Source organism: Paenibacillus tundrae (genome assembly GCF_036884255.1).
GTDB lineage: Bacteria > Bacillota > Bacilli > Paenibacillales > Paenibacillaceae > Paenibacillus.
On sequence record NZ_CP145605.1, the window covers coordinates 6,422,201 to 6,448,289 of the forward strand.

Below are 26,089 nucleotides of genomic sequence, written 5' to 3' on the forward strand. Positions count from 1 at the left end.
CCCCCTCTTCTCTACTGATTAGCCCAGGCTCTTAAACCTGCATCGCTTATATCGATTGGTTCCTGGTTGGACATATATTCAGCAGTTGCCAAAGGAAAGGCATACCCTCCTGTGATAATTTCGCCATGCTGTCTTCTCATAGTTCCACCCTTTTCAATTAGAAGAATGATTCGTTCATATAGATCATGAAACTTCACTGCAACTTCGTTGCCAGAGTCAATTAACAATAACCACTCTAAGTATGCTTCACAAGTTCCTTTGATAAAATTGTTCTTTAGTTCCCCTAAGGCAGGGCACTTTTCTGCTATACATGCATTAGGCTCATACCCGAGTGCCTGAGAAGCTTTGAAGAAAGGATATGACGTATTTAATTCATAGAATGTGATTAACAATGCTGCACGTCTGATATATTCCTGTAGTAGTGCCATGTGTGACGGATCATCTACACTAGCTGATTTGCTCCAGTTCATGTTATTAATTCTTGCTATACCTTTGGAAAAAGTATTCATGGATTACCTCCACAATATTTCCTATGTGTTTAACCCTTCTAAATCTAGCGGTTTCATCTCAAGGAATTTATCATACCAACTATTTAACGGAATATGAGCGCTCCCTACTACATCTAGTTCTCTTAGTTTTTCTCGGATCAAATTACTGAACGTGGTTGGAATGACCAACGATTGGGTGAAGCTATTAATACAACGGCAGGTACTGTTGATTGGATTGACCAGAGAAAAGGACAAAATAATGCACCTGTTACTGTATTTTATCATCAAGATGGGGGTTACGTTGTCAGAAGAAATGATAGTGGGGAAATTATCCAGATAAGTCAGGTGGATGACCCCAATTGGAGCACATACTGGTCAGATGATGATATAAACTGGAATATAGAATCAAAGTTATCGTTATCTATTTAAAAGGAGTGAAACAATTGTCAGATAATAATAATTGGAATACAGATTATCCTCCCGTTAATATTAATACAATAAGGACCGTTGAGAGGAAGTGGGGGATTCGATTCCCTTCGGAATATATCAGTTTTATACAAGATTACCACGGTGGAGAGCCTACCGAGCCGACGCTAAATATTGGTGAAAAAGAAGTGGCGTTCTCTTACTTTTTAACCTTTATCGCATTTGATGAACTTGATATTTTGGATGTATATAATGAGCAAAAGGGTAATCTTCTCTCTAAACATTTTCCTTTTGCTCTGGATAAAGAGGGTAACTTGTTTTGTTTCAACTTCAATGACACTAGGCAACCGTCTATTGTGTATGTAGAAACAATATCTTCTTCAGAACCTTCGGTATATAATGTGGCAAGTAATTTTACTGAGTTTGTCCAACAATTTAATTAAATAATCAAGCTTTTTAGTAAAACGTATGGCTCTTGTTTTAAATCCGTCATAGGGAAGGACAAGATTACTTATTTAGTACATGAGAAAAACAAAAGGCTGTCTACGATCTAATATCATCATAGGCAGCCTCAAAGATAGTCTATAGTTTTGAAACATCGGTAAAGCATTAATAATGTCTTCTGACATTTGTCTTTTACATATCATCTTTCCTAAACCACTCCCCGCTCCAACACCCCAAACTCCACCCGGTTCCGCCCATTCTGTTTCGCCTGATACAACGCCTTATCTACCGCAGCAAAGAGCTGCGTCAGATACCCCTCCGCATTCTCTGGTACATGCGCATAGGCAAAATCCTCAATCGACAGAATACCGATGCTAATCGTTGTGGACACCTGTGCAGTCCCATGATCGACCATGACTAGATTGGATTCCACCGCGAGTCTTACGCGTTCAGCGATAACATTCGCCAAGTCATGTTCGGTGTGCGGAAGGTAGATCATGAACTCCTCCCCACCATAGCGGGTTAGGATATCCGTACTCCGAATGGATTGTCTTACGGCCTCCGCTGTGCGAACGAGCACTTCATCCCCAATCACATGCCCATAGTGATCGTTGATCGCCTTAAAATGATCGATGTCGAGCAGTAGTAGAGAGAATGGCGTTCGGTACTGAATGTTAGTAATGACCTCATGATTCAGATGCTGGGTCAGGTAACGACGGTTGTAACACTGCGTCAGGCTGTCGGTCAGCACCAGTTCTTCCAGCTTACGATTGGCCTCGGACAACTCCTGACGGATCAGATCCAGCGAATGATTACGCTCCTGAAGTGTCTCATACTGCCAATTCAACTCTTTCACATAATAGCGCTCCTGCGAGACGTCCTGAAAAGTTAGAATATGACCGATGGGTACAAGCATCGAATCAACAATTGGGGACGATTGCATAATAAAATGGTGTTCCTGGTTATTCCCCTCTACAATCACCTCTAGCTGCGATAGAACGATTTTCTTCGCCCTATATTCGTACAGAAACTTCTGGTAATTGCCTTCTACACGAACACCACATAGAAATGCCTCCATATCAAAAGAATCCCCCACATGCATATCCATAAAGGACCTGGAGGCTTTGTTCGCTTCAACAATAATCTCATTCTCATCCAGAACGAGGATGCCGTAAGGAATCGTGTTAATCATATCCTCATGGGCAATGGAGACCAGATCGAACACGTTATACCTTTTGATGACATAGACGAAGAACAGATCGGATAGAAAAATGCCAAGGGAGGTCATCCCGGGAATGATCGGCAACCACGGACTCAAGATCACATTCAGAATAGCATCAATAGTTGCAAAAACTGCTAACACCAGAATACCCCTGAGGGTGATTCTTACCTGATTTTTGATCATCGTAGGTGTCTTAGCTGAAGATAGCGCGCGGAATAAAATGACGAGGGAGGCTAAGAAATAGCTCACCAGAATAGCCATCGCTACCCAAAACCAAGGCCCGTATGCCCGCTCAATATAGCCGCCCTCTAGTGGAATAACAAACTCATGCCATGGATTGGCGACCACACCTACTGCTCCAATCAAAGCTGGGACAAAAAGCAGATACGCCCCTTTGGTACTCAATCGCTCTGCGTAGCCAGTAATGAAAATCGTCAACAATAGCCAGCCACTTCCTAATAGAGAGACAGCGACAAAAGACAACGTAACGTAGAACAATTGCAAGCCGGGATCATCCGTTAACGTAATCGCAAACTGACAGAATGGCCACAATATCATCAACCCGTGAAACAGAAAATACACCTTATGTAAGTTCGTAATTCTAGCGGTAACAAATACATACACACCTACACCAAACAATAGGACAAATAACAAGAGATCATACCATACTAGTGGGTTCACGAACCTTCTCCTTCTTGGATGCGACAATGACTACACAGTTACTATGCAAATAGATCTAAAATACACCTCAATTACATCTCATACGTTGCCAAACTTCACGACTTCGCTAACAACTATATTGGATACTTCTAAAATAATTCTATTTACGTTCTGGTTAAATTAACCATATATTATCACACCACAGATAGGGTGAGTAGCCCATTCGTTGGAAGTATGACCAACCTCTGATTGAAATGCTGATCTATTTTGCACTTTTGTGAAAGATTTTAAAGGTTCCACGCCAAAAAAACGTCCAGCTTTAACTGAACGCCATCCAGCCCGTAACGGGATGAGTGATTTATACTATTGAAAAGATCCGAACAATTCGCGCAGGTAGTCTCTCCGTCCATGCAAAATCCGGTGTATAACAACTACTCCACCAAGAATCCGATAAAAAACTAGATAGGGCTCAACAGTTATAAAACGATACCCTCTGGATATCAGGTTATATTCATCTTCTTGCAGTACCGATCCCAAATTAGGAAATTCAGCAAGATTAGCTATGGAATTATCAAGCTTCTGTAGCATGTTGTCCGCGGCAGAAGCATTCTCATGTGATATATATGAAAAAATTTCGTCCAAGTCATCTACAGCAGCTGGAGAATAATTGATTTTACTTTTTGGATTCATTTATTTTTCTCCGCATTCTAGCCATGACTTGGTCATGATCAAGCAGTTCTTCACCTTCAGCAACCTGTTTTTCCGCAACCAACAATTTCGATTGGAGCTTGTATCTAGCCTCCATTCTCCGGTAAGCTTCGTGACTCATTACGACCAGGTCTGCTTCGCCGTTACGGGTAAGGACAACCGGTTCATCAAGTTCATGGCAAAATTTCGAGAAGCCATTATAATCTTGGCGAATTGTTGTGGAGGGCTTTATGTGCATAATCAAAACTCCTTTCTCACATTACTTTATTATGACATTATTATATCATTATAATAAATAAAATTTCTAATTTTTTGTATATAATACCCGATTTATCTTTTTGATAACGGCTCATTATCCGAGAAAAGATCCGGGTTATCCTTCAACATCTCCGTAAGCACCTCGGTTGTTCTGGCAGCATCACACACGCTGGCGACTGCATCGCCGAAGCTTCCTATGTGCATCGCACCTTCTTGAACCAGCACCTCATCCACCTTCCAGAAATGCTCTGACCAAGATAATCCGCAATGTCTGCGGGAAGGCACCGAGATTTTAGTTCCATCTGGCAAAACGGTGTACAACATCTCATGTTCATCGGTCATTCTGCCTGGAATGTCCACCCACTCCTCGATACCATGGATAAACGTATTTCGTTTCAAATCCACGCCCACAAGCAATATGGTTGCTTTACGATCAAGCAACTTCCCCCATGCCGAGCCCCGCGCACATGGCGTATCGAAGAGATGATCGTCCTGTGTGAACGCCCGTGCATCCTTACCTAATGCTGCAACAGAATGTGTAGGGTGCCAAGAACGAACCACGTTAGGACGTTTGCGGAACAGCTCTGGTAGAATCCCCACACAACAGGAAGACGTTTCCACGTGGAACAATGGATTGCTTTTGTTAATAGTAGACCATGTATGCGTAGGCAAAACGAGCAATCCATCCTTCATATATTCACTCAACGCATCCAGCACAGTATCAGCGCCACCTTCCACCTCCCCCATACTTTTCATGGAAGAATGCATTAGCAGTGTTTTTATCAATACCTAGTTGCTCTAGCTGTCTCAGCAAACTTTCTTTCGTGTACATATCCTTCCTCCTTGTCCAAGGTATAACTCCCATGACTATCCTAATTAATTATGCTTGTTGCACACCTCTCATCATTTTGAGGAGCGTTTGGTCTGCACATGCCTCAGCCAGATCTATAGGTGTTGTTCCATCTCGATCCTTAGCATATAGATCCACACCATATTCTAATAACACTTTGATAGCATCGGCATTTTCTGCACTTACAGCTCTATGTAACGCCGTTTGCTTACAATCGTTTCTACTTTCTTTATCAGCACCGTTATTTAAAAGAAATCGCATCGCCACCACATTATTGTAATCAGCAAAGTTATGGAGCGGCGGAAAGGCTTTCCCTTCTTGATCCATATCACTGCCAAACTTTAAAATGCCTTCTAACAAGTTTCCATCTGTGCAATGAAGGGCAATACTAAATCCCTTTTTACCCACTTCTTTTGTATACACATCTGGAAAGTCAGACTGAATATAGTTCACAATATCTGGTGAGTGTTCAAATGCAATTTCAAGAGGTGTTCGCGTAAGCGCGCGTTTCCCCACGGTTGCCCCTTTTTCCGCTAACAGTTGAAATGCTCCCAAATTATTGTGCCTACTACAAAACTGCAATGGTGTTCCACGATTTTTAAGCACTTTATCTAGATGAGACTTCTTGGCATTAGCTGCTAAAGCTCTGATTCTTTCCATCTCATTCATGTAACATGCGAATACTAGCGTGTCTTTAACTTGCTCCGCTTTTAGCGACTGTTGCAGAACTACCTTTCGATCCTCTTCCCACGGTTCCAAACCATATCTCTGATATACAATTAACTCCAAAACATCCATGTCATAAATTTCAGGATTCATATCATGTACTAAGCCATACTCAACCAAGCTGCCTTCGCTTACCCTAATACAGAGAACACCCTTTCCTTGCATAATGTCCGTATTCTTGTTGATATACTTATCAAATAAATGGATCGTCATATCTCCGTCATACGAGAAAAATTGATTTTCTATCATGCGATAGTACCCGCTCGTGAATGCATTTTGAGTACCCAAGATTAAATATGTATAGGTTTGTCCACTTAATATTGGGTCATTAACTATCGCATTGACTAACTCCTGTATATCCTCCATCGAAAACAACTCTCCGTTCCGATTGTATTGTGCCTTTCTCACAAATCATTCCAAGTAAACTACCTTCTAGGAACTATTATAGCAAACTCATCCTAGTGCTCTTAGCCGTAGGAGAATAAAAATTAACTAAGATTCTCAACGTAACACTAAACCAATCCTAAGCCACCTACTAAACGAAGGCATAGCATGATAAAGAGCCGAGGCTAACCCCCGGCTCCAATATAGTTGATCGATTATGAATTCATAATTCTATAAATACCACATTATTTAATAACAACATAATCCAGGTTAACGAGCTTCGCGTACGTGATGATCTGGTCTGTTGTCAGGTTCAAGGATACAACCGTATGGTGACCGCCACCATTTTCGATCCATGCCTTCACTCCGTCTTGGAAGTTTGGCTTCACGCTCCAAAGCACACGTGCTACTGGCAGATTAGGTGCTGGAACTGTCGGCTCGAATGCAGACACTTCATTGATCAGCAATTTGTAGTGGGTACCGAAGTCAGCCATCGATACAACAACGCCTTCGCCTGCTTTACCGTCGAATACAAGACGTGCTGGATCTTCACGATCGCCAATTCCCAGTGGTGACACGATAATTCTCGGTTTGGTGCTAGCGAGTGTTGGATCAACTTCAAGCATGTGAGATTGCAGGATTGCTTCTTGACCCGCTGCCATCTCGTACGTGTAATCCTCCATGAAGCCGGTGTTTTCATTGTGAGCCATGATTTTCAGCAAACGGTCAAGCGCTGCTGTTTTCCAGTCACCCTCACCGGCGAATCCATAACCTTGAGCCATCAGACGTTGTACCGCCAGACCTGGAAGCTGCTTCATGCCATGCAGATCTTCGAAGTTGGTTGTGAAGGCACTATAGCCACCTTCGTCCAAGAAACGTTTGATCGCAATTTCATAGCTTGCTTGCACACGCACACTTGCTTCCCATGCTTCCTTGCTGTTCGTACCGTAGTCGAACTCATACAGCTCTGCATATTGAGCGATAAGATCATCGATCTCTTGCTCAGTTACAGCATTCACGTACTGAACGAGATCACCGATACCGAAGTAGTCCACTGTCCATCCGAACTGGATTTGTGCCTCTACTTTATCGCCTTCCGTTACACCTACGTTGCGCATGTTGTCACCGAAACGAGCAACTTTGAGGTTATACCCTTCGTTATACGCTACCGCTACGTCCATCCAATCGGCAACTTGTTGCTGTACTTCTGGGCGCTCCCAGTAGCCAACGACGATTTTATTTTGTTTTCTCAGACGCGCATTGATGAAGCCATATTCACGGTCACCGTGTGCCGCTTGGTTCAAGTTCATAAAGTCCATATCGATGGTAGCCCATGGAATGCTCTCATTGAATTGGGTTGCCAAGTGAAGCAGTGGCTTTTGCAGCAATTTCGTACCACGAATCCACATTTTTGCTGGAGAGAAGGTATGCATCCAAGTGATCACACCCGATACTTCGTCACGGTAGTTCACTTCTTTCATAATGCTCGTGATTTTATCTGCGCTTACAGCCAGATCCTGCAATACGAGTGGGTATGGGAGCACGCCGCTTGCGTTAAGGGCATCCGTAATTTTCTGTGCATTCGCTTTAACTTCACCCAGTGCTTCTTCTCCGTACAGATGCTGTGAACCTACGACAAACCAGAATTCTTTTGCTGCTGTTGCTGACATGTTATCATCCTCATTTCATTTTTATAGTTGAACATATGAGTTTACACTTGCCACTCCGATGTCAGAACAACCTTCCTATCGCTGTTATCCCCAGATTTTTTGATTCCCTTCTCCAAAGGGGAAAATCCGGGGATAAAGGCGAACGCTCCGCTTCTTCAGGTTATTTCTGCCCTCTCCGTTATCGTGTAAAAAGTATAGTTGAACATAAGTCATTCCCACAATAAACCACTTGGAAGTTAGAACACACTTCCAATCACCCTTATAATCACATTATTTCTGACCGTAGTACGCATCCTTGCCGTGCTTCCGCAGATAGTGTTTATCCAGAATGCCCTGTGGCAATTCCTTTGCAAAGCTATTCAACTGGCGCGCGTACAGGTTCATTTTGCACACTTCCTCTAGTACGACGCTGTTCACGACAGCCGACTTGGCATCCTTGCCCCATGTGAACGGTGCATGACCATGCAGCAGGACAGCCGGGATCGCCATGACATCCAGTCCGCGTTGTTCAAATGTCTCAATAATGACGCGTCCTGTCTCCGCTTCGTATCCACGGTCAACCTCATCCTGGTTCAAGAAACGTGCACATGGTACAGCTCCGTAGAACGTATCGGCGTGCGTTGTTCCCATAACGGGTACGTCCAGACCTGCCTGCGCCCAGATGGTTGCCCATGTGGAGTGCGTGTGTACGATACCGCCAATTTCCTTGTAATGCTTATATAGAACGGCATGGGTTGCGGTATCCGAGGAAGGTCTCATCTCCCCTTCAACCACGTTACCGCCGAGATCGACGACAACCATGTCGCTGGCTTTCATTTTGTCATAGTCGACTCCGCTTGGTTTAATGACGAACAGACCGCTTTCACGATCAACCGCGCTGACGTTACCCCAAGTGAATTTCACCAACCCGTGCTTTGGCAGTTCCAGATTGGCCTGGAATACCTCTTCTTTCAAATGCTCTAGCATGTTATTCCCTCCCGTTCTCTAATAGTGCGTGTTCAAAAAGTCGGTTTTCAGTACCGAGAAGATGGGATGAAGCTAGAAATGGAGTAGCGGAGCGTAGATAGAGCTACGTGAGCAACGGACATTTCGGCTGAATCCCATATTCGATGTTGATGATGCTACTAGGCATCCTTCGTAATCAAAAGCGGTCTTTTTGAACGTTCTCTACCAGATGCTCAACAGCTGCGTGCTCAATCGCGAGTCCACTCCGGTAGCGTTCGATAAATGCTTCGAATCCCTTCACATCGGCTGCCTCCGGTGCGACTTCGACCCCTTCCACATCCTTGAATACCTTCTGCTCTAGGAAAACATCCAATGTCTCCTGCTCACCTTGGTTGATCAGGTACGATGCAAGCAATGCCATACCCCATGCGCCGCCTTCGCCAGCTGTGGACATGACGGATACTGGAACGTTCATTGCTGCGGCTACAATTCGTTGTCCCACCACAGGCGTTTTGAACAATCCACCATGTGCCAAAATGCTATCAATAGCCACTTGCTCCTTCTCGGTAAGAATATCCATACCGATCTTGAGTGCGCCAAAGGCACTGAACAGATGCGTACGCATGAAGTTCGCCAGGTTGAACTTGCTCTCTGGAGAACGGACAAACAATGGACGACCATGCTCCAGACCTGTAATATTTTCACCCGAGTAGTAACCGTAGCTGAGCAATCCACCGCCATCTGGATCAGCCTCTAACGCCTTGTTAAACAACACGCTAAACAGTTTGCCGGAATCCACCTCGATACCCATTGCCTCAGCGAATTCACGGAACAGTCCGATCCAGGCATTAATGTCACTGGAACAGTTGTTGGCGTGCACCATGCCGACCGGGCTACCATCTGGGGTAGTTACCATGTCGATCTCGGGATACACACTGGACAATTCCTTCTCAAGTACAATCATCGCAAATACGGATGTGCCGACCGAGATGTTCCCTGTACGTTTCCGTACACTGTTCGTCGCCACCATCCCCGTACCTGCATCACCCTCTGGCGCGCAGAGCGGAATACCGGTAACCAAGTCCCCTGAAGGATCAAGCAGCTTGGCTCCTGCTTCATGCAATTCACCTGCATGTTCACCTGCGAGGTATACCTTAGGCAGCAAGTCCTCTACTTTCCACGGATACCCCTTGCCAGCGATATGTTCGTTGAACTGGTTCACCATGGATGGATGATAGCTATGTGTAGCTTCGTCAATTGGGAACATCCCCGATGCATCACCGATTCCAATCGCTTTATTGCCTGTCAGCAACCAGTGGATGTAACCCGCCAGCGTAGTCATATAATCAATCTGAGGCACATGCTCTTCTTGATTCAAAATGGCCTGGTACAGGTGGGCAATACTCCAGCGCTCTGGAATATTGAACTGCAACAGGTTGGTTAATTCTCGCGCCGCTGCTCCAGTAGTGGAGTTACGCCACGTCCGAAACGGCACCAGCAATTCTCCTGCTTTATCTAGCGCAATGTATCCATGCATCATCGCTGAGAACCCGATCGATCCAATCGTTGTCAGCGTAATGCCATACTTCTGCTGCACATCCTCTTTCATCTCGCGATACGCCGTCTGTAGACCTGTGATAATGTCCTCTTGGTTGTAGGTCCAATATCCATCTTTCAGCAGGTTCTCCCACTCATAACTGCCGGACGCAATCGTCTCAAAACGCTCATCGATCAGCACTGCTTTAATGCGCGTTGATCCAAGTTCAATCCCAAGTGAGGTAGCTCCCTTGGCAATGGCTCCTTTAACATCCAGATGACTCATCATTCCCGTGTATCCCCTCTCTGGTCGCCGTTTACGTGCGAAGGAAAATATCTATTAGATGTTGTTAAAAACACACTATTAAGAAGCATCTTAGAAAAAATGCTGCTTCACTTGCGTTAATGGCTGTAATCCACGCTATGATTCAGTTCCAAGCATCCCTATTCACACGATTCCTCTCCAATAGGGAGTAGTGTCATGCTCTCTTTCACTAAGAATGCGCTTTCCTAATCTGACAGCCTTAGTATATTTTTTGTACGTACATTTGTCAATTATATATTATAGTTATACTTACAAAGACCACATATTGATCTGTATCCTGCTATTATAGCGTCTTGTAGACAGATAAACGGGTTATGCTGTAAGGTACACATCAACTGTATCTGGCCTGAAATGTACGCAACATTGCGAAAAATACATAGCTTCATTCTCATCTAAATCAAATCATGCTAGAATATGTACGTACAACTATTTGAACTCTACACGTTAATATAGATAAGTCATGATGAAAGAAGTGGAATATGTGAAGCCTAAATACCAAGTCATTATTGATGATATAAAGAGCCATATCCTCTCGGGAACGTATAGCATAGGCGAACAGATTCCGACAGAGTCAGCTTTGCAAGACAGCTATAATGTAAGTCGCCAGACGGTGCGGAAGGCCATTCTGGAATTGTCTAACGAGGGATTTTTGCGAAGTGAAAAAGGTTCAGGAACCTATGTAAGCAATCAGTATCGCTCTCGCTCAGGTGGCAACACGTCGAAGAAAACGATTGGTGTCATTACGACGTATATCTCAGACTACATTTTTCCATCCATTATCCGTGGCATAGAGAGTCGTCTGAATGAGGACAACTATTCGTTGTTGCTCGCCAGCACCAACAATGATGTCGCACAGGAGAAGAAAGCACTTGAAATGATGCTCTCCTACGGCGTCGATGGTTTGATCGTCGAACCAACCAAGAGTAATCTTTACAACCCGAACATCGCGTATTACCTGTCATTCAAAGAGCAGGATGTGCCCTTTACAATGATTAATGCGTTCTATGAAGAACTGGAGGTGCCTTTCTTCTGTCTGGATGATGTGCAGTCCAGTTACCTCGCTACCCGGGAGATGATCGCGAAAGGTCATACCCAGATTGGCATTATTGCGAAGATGGATGATTTGCAGGGCAAATACCGGATGAAGGGATACATCAAAGCGCTGGGTGAAGCAAAATTACGTTTCCATCCCGAGCAGGTGCTTTCGTTTGATACAGCATCCAAACCTGAGTTGTCCTCCAATGTGACTGCGTATCTGAACGAAAATAGGGATTCACTCACCGCAATTGTCTGTTACAACGACGAAGTGGGACTTGAAGTGGTGAACGCCTGTCGGCAACTGGACATCTCCATTCCGCATGAGTTATCCATCATCGGTCAGGATAATTCGTACATTGCCAAGAACGCTAATATCCGGCTCACCACGCTAACCCATCCCCAAGAGCAAATGGGACGTGATGCGGCCGATTGGGTGATTAAGAAGCTGCAAGGCAAAAAGGATCTTCCGACAAATACCTACTATCAGCCCGTACTGGTAGAAGGTGAAACGGTGAGAGAGATCGAGGTAGAATAATATAAAATCGAAACCGCTCGGCAGGTATATCCTACTTGCCCTGCGGTTTTTTTAATTGCCAGCGGCTAGGTTATGGAATTGATTTACATCCATATTTTTCATTGACACCCTCTCCAGAAAAGCGATATATTTATTGACGTTGATAATCATTATCATAAATAGAAAACGTTTTATTATGTTCTTATTCGAATTTCCACTCTTTAATCTTCCATGTTTAGCTACATACGGCGGAGATTCAGCACCATCCAATACATTCAAGGGTTCAGGAAGGGGAAACACATGACCACGAAGAAAAAGCTATCGATCGGAACACTCCTTATCTCACTTATGCTGATCATGGTATTAGCCGCGTGCGGGAATAAGCCAGAAGAACCTGCAGCTACGCCTGCTGCAAGTGACACCACAGCAACTGAAACAGAGACAGCGACACCTGCCGCTGAAGAAGACAATGCAGGCTATCCAATTAAGATCAAACATGCATTGGGCGAAACCGTTATTGAAGAAAAGCCTGAGCGTGTAGCTACTGTACAATGGGCGAACCATGACGTTGTTCTTGCACTTGGACAAGTTCCTGTGGGCTTCTCTGCTGCAAACTTCGGTGTACAAGATGACAGCGGTCTTCTGCCTTGGACGGCTAAGAAGCTCGAAGAGCTTGGCGTAACCGATCCAAACGTATTCATGGATACAGACGGACTAGACTTTGAAGCTATTTCTGACTCTAACCCCGATGTAATCCTTGCTGCATATTCCGGAATTACACAAGAGGACTATGATCTCCTAAGTGAAATCGCTCCGGTAGTCGCTTATCCAACAGCTCCATGGGCAACAACATGGCGTGAACAGGTTAGCCTGAATGCTGAAGGTATGGGTATGAAAGCAGAAGGCGAACAACTGATTAAAGATACAGAAGACATGATTAATGAGAAGCTCAGTGCATACCCACAGATCAAAGACAAAAAAGTGGTATGGGTTAATTTCTCCGCTGAAGACATGTCCAAACTACACATCTATACACCTGTAGATTCCCGTGTTGCTTTCTTGAATGAACTGGGACTGGTTATTCCAGATAGCCTCTCTAGCCAAATCACCGATCCTAACAGCTACTCTCTGAGCCTAAGTGCAGAGAATGCAGAAGTTCTGAATGATGCAGATATCCTCGTTGGTTACGGTAATGCCGAGTTGTTGAAAGCTATTCAAGCGGATCCACTTCTAGGCAAAATCCCTGCTGTTCAAAGAGGTTCTGTTGCATTTATTGAAGCAGATACACCTCTCGTTGCTGCAGGAACACCTAACCCACTGTCCATCTCCTATACCATTGATGATTACTTGAAACTCATTGGCGCAGCGATCGACAAGGTCAATGAATAATACATCCGTTTCGAATAATACATCCGTTTCGAATAATAACCAAATACGAGCACATATGCCCAGGAACTTCATTCTGGTGTTGAGCATTTGCGTGATTCTGCTCGGTGCAACTCTAATTGCCTCACTGGTCTTCGGCTCTCGACCAGTGAGGTTTCATGAGTTAATCGACGGATTATTTCATCCGGAAGTAGACTCCTATGGAGCTAATATTGTGCGCAAGCGGATTTCGCGAACAGTCTTCAGTTTATTATGTGGAGCAGCTCTCGGCATTTCAGGAGCACTGATGCAGTCTGTAACTCGGAACCCCCTTGCTGACCCGAGCATATTAGGCGTCAATACAGGCGCTTCCTTGTTTGTGGTTTGTGGGATTGCGTTCCTGAATATCAGCAGTGCTAATCAGTATATCTGGCTAGCGCTCGCCGGGGCTGCAATCACTGCTGTGTTCGTATTCGGTATTGGCTCCATGGGGCGTGGCGGAGCCACGCCCATTAAGCTTGTTTTAGCCGGAGCGGCCATCAGTGCCGCACTTTCCTCCCTCGTCACCGCCATTATGATTCCACGTTCATATGTCATGGATCAATTTAGGTTCTGGCAAGTCGGAAGCGTGGGTTCCGCTACTTGGAGTGGAATCAGTACATTCATTCCGTTCCTCATTGTAGGTGTGATCATTGCATTGCTTACGGCTCCCGCACTCAATGCACTGGCGCTAGGCGACGATGTTGCAACAGGACTCGGCGTTCGAACCGGAACGCTGCGCTTTATTGCCGCACTTGCAGGGGTTCTATTGTGCGGAGCAGCGACAGCCCTTGCGGGTCCAATTGGCTTCATCGGCTTGTTATCTACACATGTCATTCGCCTGATTCTGGGGCCTGACTTACGATTTGTCATACCGATGTCGGCTGTTGCCGGAGCCATTATTTTGACGATATCCGACGTTGGTGGCAGGCTCATCAGCAACCCTGGGGAGCTTGAGGTGGGTGTCGTTACAGCGTTTATTGGCGCTCCAATACTAATCATCCTAGCGATGCGATCGAAAGTGCGATCCTTATGAGAGATCAATCCATTGAATTTATTATGGCGGGCAGACGTCACAGGCGTCGCCGCTGGATACTCGTCACTAGTCTTCTTGCTGCACTAGCCTGTGTGTTATGCTGTGCTATGCTTTTACTTGGGAACACCATTTATCCGGTAAAAGATGTTATCGCCTCCCTCTCAGGGGAGAAAATCAAAGGTGTTACGTTTGCCGTAAATACGATCCGTTTACCACGGATGCTAACAGGTCTCTTTGCCGGATTTGCATTCGGTATTGCAGGGCATACCTTTCAGACCATGCTACGCAATCCGCTAGCGAACCCTAATGTGATCGGCATAACGTCTGGTTCAAGTGCAGCGGCCGTTTTTTGCATCGTTGTGCTTCATGCGAGTGGAGCAGTCGTTTCCTTAGCTTCTGTGCTTGCAGGTCTGGCTACTGTGCTATTCATATATGTACTCTCTAGAGGAAAAGTGTTCTCTATCGGACGATTAATTCTAATCGGAATTGGAATCCAGGCGATGCTTGATGCGGTCATATCTTATCTACTACTAGTTAGCTCTGAAAAGGATATTCCTGCCGCGATTCGCTGGCTTACAGGTAGCCTCAACGGTTCTCAGATGAGTGCACTGCCGCCTCTGGTGATTACTGTACTCATCTGTTCACCGATTATCATTCTATTAGGTAAACATTTAAGCATCCTGGAGCTTGGTGAGCAGTCGGCTTTCTCACTCGGCGTGGATACAGACAGAACTAGGATCGCTCTGATCGTGGGTTCTGTTTGCATGGTTGCTATTGCTACAGCAACTACAGGCCCGATCGCCTTTGTCTCCTTCCTTGCGGGACCAATCGCGAAGAGACTCGTTGGTGCGGGTGCGTTGAACAGCATCCCGGCAGGTCTGGTTGGCATTAATCTCGTTCTAGGCGCAGATCTGATCGGGCAGTTTGCTTTTGAGTACAGATTCCCCGTAGGCGTCATTACCGGATTACTCGGAGCACCGTATCTAATCTTCCTGTTAATCCGAATGAATCGAAAGGGGGAATTATAATGAAACCGACACATGTGTTTGAAGCCAAGCAGCTTGTTGCTGGATATGACAATAAAACAATCATTCACGGCGTCGATCTGGTTATCCCGAGCAATAAAATAAGCGTGATTATCGGTTCCAATGGTTGTGGTAAATCAACGCTCCTGAAAACGATGGCTCGGCTCATTAAGCCGACATCTGGCAGTATTACACTGGATGGCAAAGCCATCGGTAAGATTCCGCCCAAGCAAATGGCTCGTGTAATCGGTCTTCTCCCGCAGTCTCCCATTGTTCCAGAAGGTATTTCCGTAGCCGACCTCGTCGGTCGAGGTAGATTTCCACACCAATCCTTGTTTAGTGGTTGGTCGAAGAAGGATTACGAGGCGGTTGCCGAAGCAATGACTCTTATGAATATTACCGAGTTCGCCAATCATAACATCGACGAGCTCTCCGGCGGACAACGTCAGCGTGTCTGGATCGCCATGGCATTAGCGCAACAGACCGACATTCTGTTTCTGGATGAACCGACGACGTTCTTGGATATTACCTATCAAGTGGAGATTCTGGACCTACTTACTGAACTAAATCGCACACACGGAACAACGATTGTTATGGTTCTTCATGACATCAACTTATCTGCACGTTATGCAGACTATATCTTTGCACTCCACACCGGAAAGCTTGTCGCTGAAGGCACACCTTCAGAGGTTATTACAAGCGGACAGGTCAAAGACATTTTTGGACTAGATTGCACGGTTATTGAAGACCCCATCTCGGGATCTCCTCTCGTTGTACCGAAGGGGCGATATCACGTTCATGGTGCGCACTAGGCTGGATTTCGAACTAAAAATAAGAATGAAGAACTGAAATGGCTCCGAAGATGAGGCTATAAATTTTGTAAAATAACCCCCTGTCTTCATAAGACAGGGGGTTCCTTCTCTTTTTAATATATAGTTATAATCTAGTTCAACTTCGTCTATTCACTTTGCTGCTTATGCTGATAGATCTTCATGACAGATCTACGTTAACGTAAGAACAATCTGTTCTCCGGAATGGGTAATTTTATAGATACCCTCCTGCATGTCGATTCCGTAATGCTTCTTCAGCAGATACTTGGCGTTGAGATCGGTCTCGACGACTACCAGATAATCATAGTTGCTCAGCAGGTTGTCCATGTTATCTTCATAGAACAACACGATGCCATCGACATGCGGTGCATACAAGAAGTATTTGCCGACATACTGCATGTAATAATTCGTAACTTGTTGATCCCGGTCAGAGCCGTAGAAGAGATACCTCTGCGTATCTTCTTGACCGCCTGCGTACCACCGATCACCTGTCACCGCATGGATTTTATAGGGAAGTGTCGTATCATAGCTATTCGCAATGGAGGCCATACCATTGTATTCCGACAACAAAATGGTGCCTGCAAGTGCCATACATGCGATGATTCCCTTTTGATAATGTCCCTTCGACTGAACCGATTTGAACGACTTGAAGTCCGGTACTTCACCGATCCGATAGTGAAACGAACGCTCAATGTCAACGGCAGCACAGAGTACTAACCCGCCCGCAAAGAGAACGACAATACTGGAAGCATAACGTTCAAATCCAGCCAATCTCACCGCTTCATCCACTGGCATGGAGAAGAGATAGAGCGCCAGTATCCCTGCATAGTACAGCAGCAACACTACATTCAGGGCAATCAGCACTTTCCACAGGTTCCACTTCTTCTTGAGGACCGTGTAAGCCACAATGGAAGCTGCAATCGCCACAAGCTGAAAGAGCACGATACCGATCACGGGTCTTGTCGTAATATCTATACTTGATTTCAAGAAGAGCGTCAGAATCTCCCACTTCTGCTCTGCCGTTTTGCCAGCTTTGAGCGCCGAACCTGCGCCCTCGAACTTGTTGTCTATCCCTTGAAACACCGTAGCCATACGCCAGCTCCAGCCGAAATACGGCAACAATGCCCCAACAATTGTACCAACCACACCCAGACCGATTTTCCAGTTCGAGCGTTGCTTATTTCTAAGCCAGGTGTATACCAGAAAGATTAGACCAATTGCTGCAAAGATAATCCCTGTACTCTTAATCACCGTCAGCACACCCGCCAGCGGAAGAACAATGATGCATGCCCGCTTGAGGTCATGACGATACTGATAGATCGCTGCCAGAATGGCAAGTGCATAGATCGGAAGCAGGAAATCCACCAGCAGATTGGTGATACGAATCGTCAGGTTGAAGAAGGACAGTGTCGATAAACCGAACCCCAGAAAGGCATACAGCAGGAATCTTTTCTTCTCTGACACCACACCAAACATCGCATAGAAACAAGAAAAGATCAGCAGCGCCTGTGCCAGCAACATCGTGGACTGGTTATGTCCCATGAACCGGCAGACGTAATAGATAAACGACGATGTCCCGAGCGGATAGTTTTTGAAATCGATCAGGTCAGAATCCGGCGTCGGAAACGCATTGGTACTGAGCATCTGCTTCAACACTATCGCCCAGTGCGAGAAGTTATCGTAGTGTGTTAATTCATTTTGGAACAGAATCAGCAAAAAGATAAACGTTCCGCCTAGAAAGCTAAGCTGGAATAGCGAGAACATGAATTGCGGCTTTGCCCCGATTCGTACGGCTTGCGCCACCGTATCTCGGAACAGCAACAGACCGATAATCAGCACCACGATGCTACCTATAAACAGCTGACCTACCAAGCCAATCAAAAATACAATGCAAGCTATGGCGGAGAACACAAAAATCGGGATAAACTCCCAGCGCAGTAAAAGTACCTTCCGAACAAACTGCATATAACCAACAAAGGAGATTATCAACAAAACTCCCATCACAAATTGAAGCAAACTGAGCATCTCTATCTCTCCTAACCCTCTCGGATGAAACTCTCGGATTGTGGGGGAGTCAAATCATTCAACAATTGATTAATAAGGCCGCGCTCCACGATATCATCGATATTCTCAACGGATAGAAGCACTTCACGATGATTGGCAGTTGTATTGCCAGTATGTTTAAGCATCACTTCAATATTGCTTTTGGTCATAAACGTAACGATGGATCCAGCGGAAATATTGCCATGTAGACCCGTTGCCGAGAAGAAACGATAGTTGAAGCTGCGCAGAATACAGCCTGAATGATTCGTAAACGTGACCGGAAGTTCCATCGAAAGACGCGGCATTTTCCGCTGATCCGAACGCTGCTGAACAACCCGCTTTTTCACATTACGTAGCATATCGTCATACGCCGTATCCCAGAGGTTCATCTGTTCAGGCAGCGAGTGTTTGCGATCATAAATAATCTGCATGTACTGGCGGTTGTCTGTCTCGTTAATCGGTTGTACCGTTGCCGAATAGCGCCAGCCCGCTCCATCCTGTTTCACATATACGATGACCGCATCAAGATTCGCCTCGTACCGCTCGCTTTTTACAACGAGAGAGATGGTCTCTTTTTCGGGCAAATAGATTGGATAGGGAACATAGAAGGCAATGCCTTGCTCGGATACGTCGACGGTCTTGGCCTCGTACTGCAAATTTCTCGCTTTGTAACGGATGGTTACATCCTCCTGTGCCCGAATACGTTCTGTCTCCCGATAAGCACGTCGGCCAATCATGAAGAATAAGGCATAGCATAGCGCAATCATGTTATGAACTAACCAGAAGATAATGATGCTACTGAAAAATAGGGCAATACCATACTTTCCGCTTGCATACCGGATGATGGCGGCAATGGATAACAGGAGTAGGAAAATATGCGGAAGCGCATATAACAGCGTGGACATCCACTTTCGACCATTAGACCTGCTTTTGTTCGTAACCTTGAACTTCTTCTCCCGAATCCCTAACGTTTCAAGGATTACCGGCCATATGAGATAGGGCATAAATATCGTATCGATCACCTGACTCCAGCGTTGATTCCGTATGTTACTAGACAGGTAACGCATGGACAGACTATAGAAAAAATACGACGGGAGCCAGAATATTAGAATCTGCCAGAAGGTGGTATTGACGATCTGGAAATCGAATAACGCAAACAAAATCGGTGACAAGATGAAAATTAATCGGTTAAAGAACGACCACCAGTATAAGAAACTGCTCACATAGGTCACTCTCGTCCAGAATGGAAGCTTCTCGGAAAAGGGAGCACGGGTATTCTGCAAGCTCTGAATAATGCCCCTCGCCCAACGGATTCGCTGCTTAATCATGCTCGGAACCGTGGTTGTTGTCTGCCCCGCAGCCTGAACCTCTTGCGTCGCATAGGTGATATACCCTTCTTGCTGCAAGCGAATGCTTGTCTCGAAGTCCTCCGTGATCGTATTCAGTGGGAAACCACCGATATCGACCATACCTTGTCTGGAAATAATCGTGTTACTTCCGGTATACGCTACGGCATTGGAAGCATTACGCAGAATGTTGACCTCTCGTGAGAAGAAATCCTGTTCATTCGGAATCCCTTGCTCCGCGTACAGATTGAATTGGAATAGATCTGGATTATAGAAGCTCTGTGGTGTCTGCACCAGTCCAAGCTTGAACTTCTCATCCATTTCATCCTCTCGGCGAAGACGCCACTCCTCCCCTTCTTTGATGAATGTAGAGAGTAGGAAGTAGGGAACGGTTTTCATTAGAAAAGTATGTTGTGGAATCATATCCGCATCAAAGGTAGCAATGAGCGGAGATGTCGTTTTGCTTAGTGCATTATTCAAGTTACCGGACTTGGCGTCCTTATTGCCAGGAAAGCCTAAATATCCGATACCAAATTGATTGGCAAGCTCCTCCACCTCAGGCCTTGCCCCATCATCACATAAATAGATATGAACCTTCTGCTTATCCGGATAGTCCATGAATGTACAGGCATTCACCGTTTTATACAACAGATCGACCGGCTCATTATGGGTCGCAATAAATACGTCCACATGTGGATAGTACTCTGGCGGAACAATGGGGAAATCAAGCTGTGTACGCTTCTTTTGCATTTTTTGAAAGAACAATTCAAAGGTTGTAAGTACAGTTACTGTTTCCGCTACAATGAGCAGCATGCCGAAAATAACATTTAGCACGCCCTCGCCCCACGGCAGTGTAAAGAACATACGCCATAGTAAGTAGATCGTCATTAAGATCATGGTGATGACAAAAAAGATGTTTTGCCGTTTCTCGTTTTGCACTACAACTGCTTCCTCCTTGCTGCAAATACCCATCTACGCTGCAACTGAAAGCTAAGCAGGAACAACAAGGCATCACAGACGAATTTCGCTATCTTCTCATCTATGTAGAAAATAGTATGGAATACATATACACCTGTACTAGAAAGCAAAATTACTAATCCGCACAGCGATAAATACCGCCATAGACTGCCTTGGCTGTCCTCTTTGCGAAATACAAAATGTCTATTCAATACATAATTAACCGCAATCGAAATAACTCTCGCAATGACTGTAGCTAGTAGAATTCTTAAATAGTGTTGCTCCCCTAATACAGGCCTTAAGAAATCAATCAGGAACCAGGCAATACCTAAATCCACGACGGAACTGGCTACTGACGATGAAATAAAGCGGAAAAAGTTAGAGAATAACACGCCCATCACCCGAGCGCTGTCCTGAACAGCTTTGAAATGTGTACCTGCATTACCATTCTCGTAGATGACCTGGATTGGCATCGTATGAATGGGTATACCAGACTGAATGCAGGAAATTAACATCTGCAGCTCATATTCGAAGCGAGAGCCACGAACCTCCTGCATAAATGCAAGTAACCCGGGGCCGAAGGCGCGGAGCCCGGTCTGGGTATCTGACAGCTTCTTACCATATAACATTGCAAAAATGAACGAGGTCATCCGGTTGCCCAGCAACGACTTCGGTGGGATTCCTCCCTCGCTGAAGTTCCTTACGCCAAGAACCAACGAATCAGGATGGCGCCTAGCCTCCACAGCCAAACGGTATACATCCTCTGCAGCATGCTGTCCATCCGAATCAGCCGTGACTACAAAGGCAGAGGGATCACAGTTGTGGCTAATGTATTGAAAACCAGTCTTCAGTGCATCACCTTTACCTTGATTCTTCGAATGGCGAAGTAGGACACAACCGTTATCACGCAATTCCTCGAAGATTGACTGGTATGCTTCACCAGATCCATCATCCACAATAACAATATGAGTCAAGCCATATTCTCGCAATTGCTTCACATAGAGCGGAAGTCTCTCATCTGGCTCAAGCGATGGAATAAGGATGATCGTTTCGCCATGTTGTGCACCTTTCATCATCCTACATAAGCTCCAATTCGACAAATTTTCACAAAATTCTTTCTTGGAATATTGAGAGTATAACACCGAAAAGGTTGGCAGTAAACGAATAAACCGTAACCTTTTTGGTAAAAATTTTGGCTGAAATTACATATAAATATGACTCGTTTTTAAGACTGTTAGAAGAATGTAAACTGCCCATCATCTTAACTATTATAGGGGTAAATTTCTTCTATTCTATTCATCGGCAAAAGCCCCTCCGAATTACAGAGGGGCTTTCTTACTAGATTCAATCTGAACTTAGTTTGGAATACATACGAATATCCTTAAACGTACCTTCTACTCTCTCATATTGCCGAAGTGTTCCTTCACAAGTGAATTTCAGTTTCTCCATAAGCTTGATCGAATTCACATTATCCGGATCTACCTTAGCTTCGATGCGATTCATCTTCAAGATAGAGTATCCATGCTCTAACATGACACGGATTGATTCTGAGGCGAATCCTCTTCCCCAGTGTGATTGAGCGAGGTCATAACCAATCTCTGCTCTATAATGATCATAATCCAAGGAGTTAAAACCGCAGGAACCTATGATTTGATTTGAATTCTTTTCAATAATAGAAAAACGGATGGCTTTCTTGTCTCTCGATAGATCATCTAGTAGATGAATCATGGCCACTGCTTGTGCCTCGTCCGTGAACGGACTAATATTCATAAACTTCGTGACAACCGGGTCAGACCAAATGTTGAACAAGCTGGGTGAATCCGACTCCTTCATCTTTCTCAAATGCAAACGTTCTGTGTGTAGCTCTGTAATCAATACTTATACCTCCATTATATTTAATAGTTAGGTTTAAAATATTGATATCTGCGCATAGTTCAGTCCCTTCATGTATAGACGTCATTTTCATTATATAAGAGTTAATAGATTTTCGCCTACCTATCTCACGCATGCCATAATCCAACGAGACAAATCTAGACGAATGGTCACTTATGCCAGCCACTGGTTTGAATTAGAATGATCATAAAAGATAAAAGATCAAACAAAGGCTGTGATTCCAATGTTGATCCAACGAGACAAATGGATACAGTATGGCATCCTCGGCAGTGAAACCTCGCTCGCTAAGCACCTTCCAGCAACACAATTGCTTACGCAGAATACGTTAAAGAACATGCTGCTGCAGTATTCAAATGTTGTGCTAAAGCCTCGCAATGGGAGCTATGGAAGGGATATTGTGTTTATTCAGCGGAACCGTTCTAACGGCTATCGCATTCAAAATGAGGACAGTACTATTCACATGAAAAACATTGATCAATTGCTCCAGTGGATCCAGAGCACAGACAAAGCGGATGGATATATCGTCCAGGAGCGCCTGCGGCTAGCTCAGATACAACATAAACCGTTCGACATTCGTATCATGGTTCAGCGCCAAAAGGGTACATCTTCTCCTTGGAACGCAACGGGTTCCTACGCAAAAGTCGCTTCGCAAGGATATCTCGTCACCAATGTGACTAGCTGCACCATTTCAGTGCTTCGAGCATTACAACTAGCCCGAATCGGTGATTCAGGCGTAATGAATAAAATAGAGAAGATCGCACGAATAGCCGCCAAGTGTCTAGGGGAGCATTATCCTGATCTTAGGCAAGTTGGTTTCGATATTGGTATTGATCGGAATCGGCGCGTATGGATTATCGAGGGTAATTATAAACCGGATTTGCGCCCTTTCCGGCGCCTACGAGATTCCTCCATGTACCGCAGGATATTGTGGTATAAGGAACACTAGAACATGAAGAGACGACACATCCTTAACCAATGGTGTGTCGTCTTTTCATGGTTGTAACTATTTTAATCAATCCTCTTAATTATAATTGCTGTCATTATTTCCGGCGGCGTCTAGCTATAGCGGTACTTACTACACGTGTCACTCGGAAGCTATTCGGACCTACCTGTATAATGGCAAACTGACTGAACGAAGTACCTGTAGAAGTGTACGGTTCCGCTTCAATATTCCCACTCGGTGTTCTGACCGTTGCGGTAATTCTCGTGAGTAAACAAACTCCACGGCCAGAAGCTCTCCAAGTCTCGTCACGCTGAACACTATAATTGTCATCACTACAAAAGAGCGATGAATACTCCACTCTTCCAACTGCGTTGAACGAAGTAGAGTTAAAGATCTGCACGGGGTCATAACCACCAAGTCTTCTATTTCCCATCACCAAAACCTCCTTATTATTGATAGTTTATTAGATGCAGTAGATTCGTTTTGGTGAGAGATACTTGTGGACAAGGGGGAAAAAGTGCGTCTGTCCGATGGTAAGTAGCATAGTAGCTCAGAACGGATGTATCTCCAACAAAATATAAAAACAAAATAACCACCCTTAAGTTAAACGGGTGGCTCTAATATATGTAGTTCCCGTATGTTAAGCCGGCTAGCAGGCTGTATTATTTCAATTTTCTCGGAAATATTATATCAGCGGATCGAATTGCCTCAATCTTATATGCAAAGCATCTGCCAAACCTTCTGGCAACGTTCTGAACTTGATATCTTCACCCAAGAACAACAGCCAATTGAGCATTTCGACAAGATCTTCTGCATGGTCACCATTGACGTGTGTTTTTACAATCGCTCTTGATTGAAAAGGGTCAATATAGGAAATAGAGACTTGTAGAGGATGATATTTTTTAAACTGTTCTATTGCCTTAGATCCAAGCTCAAGGACAATGTTAAATGCTTCTTCTTCCTTCCGCAGCTTTTCTTGGATCTTCTTACGACTCAACCTCTTATTCACGGAGTACGGTTCTACATCGGTAAGGTAATCGACGAGGAAAAGGCGCCGTTTCTCTTCTCTTAAATCAAAGCCTTCAATCAACCAAATGCTTTTTTCACGATAGAGATGCAGGAGATAGATTGGATAAGACTTGATGGCACCCCCTTCTCTAATCGTGATCCATAAGTAACTGTCCAACAGAAGAATCTGAATCAGTTTCTCCAATATAGGGTGAGGAAGGTCTGATAACTCCAGTAGATCCGGATTATTGGGGTTGGTTCCTTCGAACAGCAAGATTCGATTAAGGAGAATAAGATCATCCTGATGGCTTTGCGAGATAAGCCCTAACAATTTCTCAGCCAGAGACTGTCGACTCTTCAGGTAAGGAAGCTGCTGGTTACGTGTTGCCATGAAAGCAATAAAAAGAGCCTTAATCTCTGTGTCCGTAAAACGAACCGGTGGCAAGACAGAATTACTCATGACGAAATAGCCACCATCTCTGCCCACTTCAGCGACGAGCGGCATCCCCATAGCTTCGATCTCTCTGATATCCCGAATAGCTGTTGAACGGGAAATACCGAATTCCCGCATAATTTCGGAAATGGTGAAGGAGGCTCGATTATTGATGTACCGCATAATGAGGTTAATCCGTTCAACTTTTTTCATGACAGCCTCCTAAACAGTTTCACTTTTTGACATGATTAAAAGTTATTATAAACTCATCAAGCGAAAGAAACACTATTCAGAAAATACCTCTAAAAAAGGACGGATGAAAAAATGGAAAAGTACACTCTTGAGCAAAAAGAAAGCTTTACCGTATTAGGCATGGGAACGGATTTGAAGAGCCATTACACCGATTATGCTGGAATTAACAAGGAGAAACTGGACTTCTGGCATGCGGTCCAAGAAGATGGAAGGCTGGATGCGCTCAAAGCGGTAGCCAAGAATGATTACATTTTTGCTGTGAACGAAGCTGTAAACCACAAAATGATGCATTATGCTGGTGTGCTAACGGATGAAACTCTACCTGATGCTACCCGTGTCATTCAGTTCCCTAAGGGAGATTACCTAGTTATCCAAGGAGAAGCGGAGACAGCAGATGCTCTGAGTAACATGCTTACGGGTATCGCTTTTGGTCAAATCCTGCCGGAAGCTAAAGACTTTGCTTATGTTGGCGGGCCGAATGCAACGGTTGAGATGGGCACGCGCAATGGCTCCGTTTACGGCGAAATGTGGATTCCCGTCGTTAAGAAATAATTGGGGAATTGGAGGTGTGCTCATGTCATATACGGTAGATTTTAAACAAGTATCCACGACTGGTTTAGAGTCCTCATTCTTTGTGAATAAAGGGGAATGTTAACACGTTATTTTCGGCATAAAATAGAGGCGGTACTAGCAAAGAACCAGTTATAGTCAGGTAAGTAAACAAC

23 protein-coding genes and 1 pseudogene are annotated in these 26,089 nt (G+C 44.7%); 9 read left to right on the forward strand and 15 right to left on the reverse strand.

Annotation, left to right across the window (positions count from 1 at the left end):
- Positions 1-11: 11 nt before the first annotated feature.
- Positions 12-509 (reverse strand): hypothetical protein, encoded by a 498-nt coding sequence (locus tag V6W81_RS28690; protein WP_338541152.1) that lies wholly within the window; start codon positions 507-509, stop codon positions 12-14.
- A gap of 141 nt (positions 510-650) precedes the next feature.
- On the opposite strand from V6W81_RS28690, the gene V6W81_RS28695 reads away from it, so the two are divergent.
- Complete coding sequence (locus tag V6W81_RS28695; protein WP_338544081.1) at positions 651-917, forward strand: colicin E5-related ribonuclease; 267 nt, start codon at positions 651-653, stop codon at positions 915-917.
- A gap of 14 nt (positions 918-931) precedes the next feature.
- Positions 932-1,357 (forward strand): SMI1/KNR4 family protein, encoded by a 426-nt coding sequence (locus V6W81_RS28700; RefSeq protein ID WP_186380825.1) that lies wholly within the window; start codon positions 932-934, stop codon positions 1,355-1,357.
- Positions 1,358-1,566: 209 nt separating this feature from the next.
- Here V6W81_RS28700 and V6W81_RS28705 read toward each other — a convergent pair whose 3' ends face one another.
- The 8 genes and pseudogenes from V6W81_RS28705 to V6W81_RS28740 form a co-directional block, all read right to left on the reverse strand.
- A complete protein-coding gene (locus tag V6W81_RS28705) occupies positions 1,567-3,261 on the reverse strand; it encodes a histidine kinase N-terminal 7TM domain-containing diguanylate cyclase (RefSeq protein WP_338541153.1) in 1,695 nt (564 codons plus the stop codon).
- A gap of 342 nt (positions 3,262-3,603) precedes the next feature.
- Positions 3,604-3,930 carry a type II toxin-antitoxin system RelE/ParE family toxin gene (locus V6W81_RS28710; RefSeq protein WP_145045020.1) on the reverse strand — a complete coding sequence of 109 codons (327 nt, stop codon included), beginning with the start codon at positions 3,928-3,930 and terminating at the stop codon, positions 3,604-3,606.
- Positions 3,914-4,186, reverse strand: coding sequence for a type II toxin-antitoxin system Phd/YefM family antitoxin (locus V6W81_RS28715; protein ID WP_128104169.1), 273 nt, complete (start codon positions 4,184-4,186; stop codon positions 3,914-3,916). The genes V6W81_RS28710 and V6W81_RS28715 overlap by 17 nt, the downstream gene beginning before the upstream one ends.
- A 92-nt stretch (positions 4,187-4,278) precedes the next feature.
- Positions 4,279-5,038: pseudogene (locus V6W81_RS28720) on the reverse strand (AAC(3) family N-acetyltransferase).
- A gap of 48 nt (positions 5,039-5,086) precedes the next feature.
- Complete coding sequence (locus V6W81_RS28725) at positions 5,087-6,148, reverse strand: ankyrin repeat domain-containing protein (protein WP_338541154.1); 1,062 nt, start codon at positions 6,146-6,148, stop codon at positions 5,087-5,089.
- A 263-nt stretch (positions 6,149-6,411) separates the two neighbouring features.
- The gene (gene araA, locus V6W81_RS28730) at positions 6,412-7,836 is read right to left on the reverse strand and encodes an L-arabinose isomerase (protein WP_338541155.1); all 1,425 of its coding nucleotides are present in this window, start codon (positions 7,834-7,836) and stop codon (positions 6,412-6,414) included.
- Positions 7,837-8,106: 270 nt separating this feature from the next.
- Positions 8,107-8,802: an L-ribulose-5-phosphate 4-epimerase gene (locus V6W81_RS28735; RefSeq protein ID WP_338541156.1), complete on the reverse strand. Its 696-nt coding sequence runs from the start codon at positions 8,800-8,802 to the stop codon at positions 8,107-8,109.
- A 175-nt stretch (positions 8,803-8,977) separates the two neighbouring features.
- Positions 8,978-10,603: a xylulokinase gene (locus V6W81_RS28740; RefSeq protein WP_338544082.1), complete on the reverse strand. Its 1,626-nt coding sequence runs from the start codon at positions 10,601-10,603 to the stop codon at positions 8,978-8,980.
- Between the two features lie 520 nt (positions 10,604-11,123).
- Here V6W81_RS28740 and V6W81_RS28745 point away from each other — a divergent pair.
- The 5 genes from V6W81_RS28745 to V6W81_RS28765 all read left to right on the forward strand — a co-directional run bounded on the left by V6W81_RS28745 (position 11,124) and on the right by V6W81_RS28765 (position 16,471).
- Complete coding sequence (locus V6W81_RS28745) at positions 11,124-12,215, forward strand: GntR family transcriptional regulator (protein ID WP_338541157.1); 1,092 nt, start codon at positions 11,124-11,126, stop codon at positions 12,213-12,215.
- A gap of 279 nt (positions 12,216-12,494) precedes the next feature.
- Entirely contained in the window at positions 12,495-13,583 is a 1,089-nt protein-coding gene (locus tag V6W81_RS28750; protein ID WP_338541158.1) for an iron-siderophore ABC transporter substrate-binding protein, read from the forward strand.
- Entirely contained in the window at positions 13,576-14,634 is a 1,059-nt protein-coding gene (locus tag V6W81_RS28755) for a FecCD family ABC transporter permease (RefSeq protein ID WP_338541159.1), read from the forward strand. Before V6W81_RS28750 ends, V6W81_RS28755 begins: the two co-directional genes overlap by 8 nt.
- Complete coding sequence (locus V6W81_RS28760; RefSeq protein WP_338541160.1) at positions 14,631-15,662, forward strand: FecCD family ABC transporter permease; 1,032 nt, start codon at positions 14,631-14,633, stop codon at positions 15,660-15,662. The genes V6W81_RS28755 and V6W81_RS28760 overlap by 4 nt, the downstream gene beginning before the upstream one ends.
- Positions 15,662-16,471, forward strand: a complete 810-nt coding sequence (locus V6W81_RS28765; protein ID WP_338541161.1) for an ABC transporter ATP-binding protein — start codon at positions 15,662-15,664, stop codon at positions 16,469-16,471. The genes V6W81_RS28760 and V6W81_RS28765 overlap by 1 nt, the downstream gene beginning before the upstream one ends.
- A 189-nt stretch (positions 16,472-16,660) precedes the next feature.
- Here the strand turns inward: V6W81_RS28765 and V6W81_RS28770 are convergent, their stop codons facing one another.
- From V6W81_RS28770 to V6W81_RS28785, 4 genes are all read right to left on the reverse strand, one after another.
- A complete protein-coding gene (locus tag V6W81_RS28770; protein ID WP_338541162.1) occupies positions 16,661-18,514 on the reverse strand; it encodes a hypothetical protein in 1,854 nt (617 codons plus the stop codon).
- A gap of 11 nt (positions 18,515-18,525) precedes the next feature.
- Positions 18,526-20,817 carry a glycosyltransferase family 2 protein gene (locus V6W81_RS28775; protein ID WP_338541163.1) on the reverse strand — a complete coding sequence of 764 codons (2,292 nt, stop codon included), beginning with the start codon at positions 20,815-20,817 and terminating at the stop codon, positions 18,526-18,528.
- A complete protein-coding gene (locus V6W81_RS28780) occupies positions 20,817-21,911 on the reverse strand; it encodes a bifunctional glycosyltransferase family 2/GtrA family protein (protein ID WP_338541164.1) in 1,095 nt (364 codons plus the stop codon). The genes V6W81_RS28775 and V6W81_RS28780 overlap by 1 nt, the downstream gene beginning before the upstream one ends.
- Before the next feature lie 268 nt (positions 21,912-22,179).
- Entirely contained in the window at positions 22,180-22,710 is a 531-nt protein-coding gene (locus V6W81_RS28785; RefSeq protein WP_338541165.1) for a GNAT family N-acetyltransferase, read from the reverse strand.
- A gap of 241 nt (positions 22,711-22,951) precedes the next feature.
- Here V6W81_RS28785 and V6W81_RS28790 point away from each other — a divergent pair, with 241 nt between their 5' ends.
- A complete protein-coding gene (locus V6W81_RS28790) occupies positions 22,952-23,674 on the forward strand; it encodes a YheC/YheD family protein (RefSeq protein WP_338541166.1) in 723 nt (240 codons plus the stop codon).
- A 94-nt stretch (positions 23,675-23,768) separates the two neighbouring features.
- On the opposite strand, the gene V6W81_RS28795 is transcribed toward V6W81_RS28790, so the two are convergent.
- Together V6W81_RS28795 and V6W81_RS28800 are read right to left on the reverse strand one after the other, a co-directional pair.
- A complete protein-coding gene (locus V6W81_RS28795; protein WP_145045048.1) occupies positions 23,769-24,104 on the reverse strand; it encodes a hypothetical protein in 336 nt (111 codons plus the stop codon).
- 252 nt (positions 24,105-24,356) lie between these two features.
- The gene (locus tag V6W81_RS28800) at positions 24,357-25,325 is read right to left on the reverse strand and encodes a helix-turn-helix transcriptional regulator (RefSeq protein WP_338541167.1); all 969 of its coding nucleotides are present in this window, start codon (positions 25,323-25,325) and stop codon (positions 24,357-24,359) included.
- A gap of 111 nt (positions 25,326-25,436) precedes the next feature.
- Here V6W81_RS28800 and V6W81_RS28805 point away from each other — a divergent pair, with 111 nt between their 5' ends.
- Complete coding sequence (locus V6W81_RS28805) at positions 25,437-25,916, forward strand: GyrI-like domain-containing protein (protein WP_145045051.1); 480 nt, start codon at positions 25,437-25,439, stop codon at positions 25,914-25,916.
- The last annotated feature ends 173 nt before the right edge of the window (positions 25,917-26,089 follow it).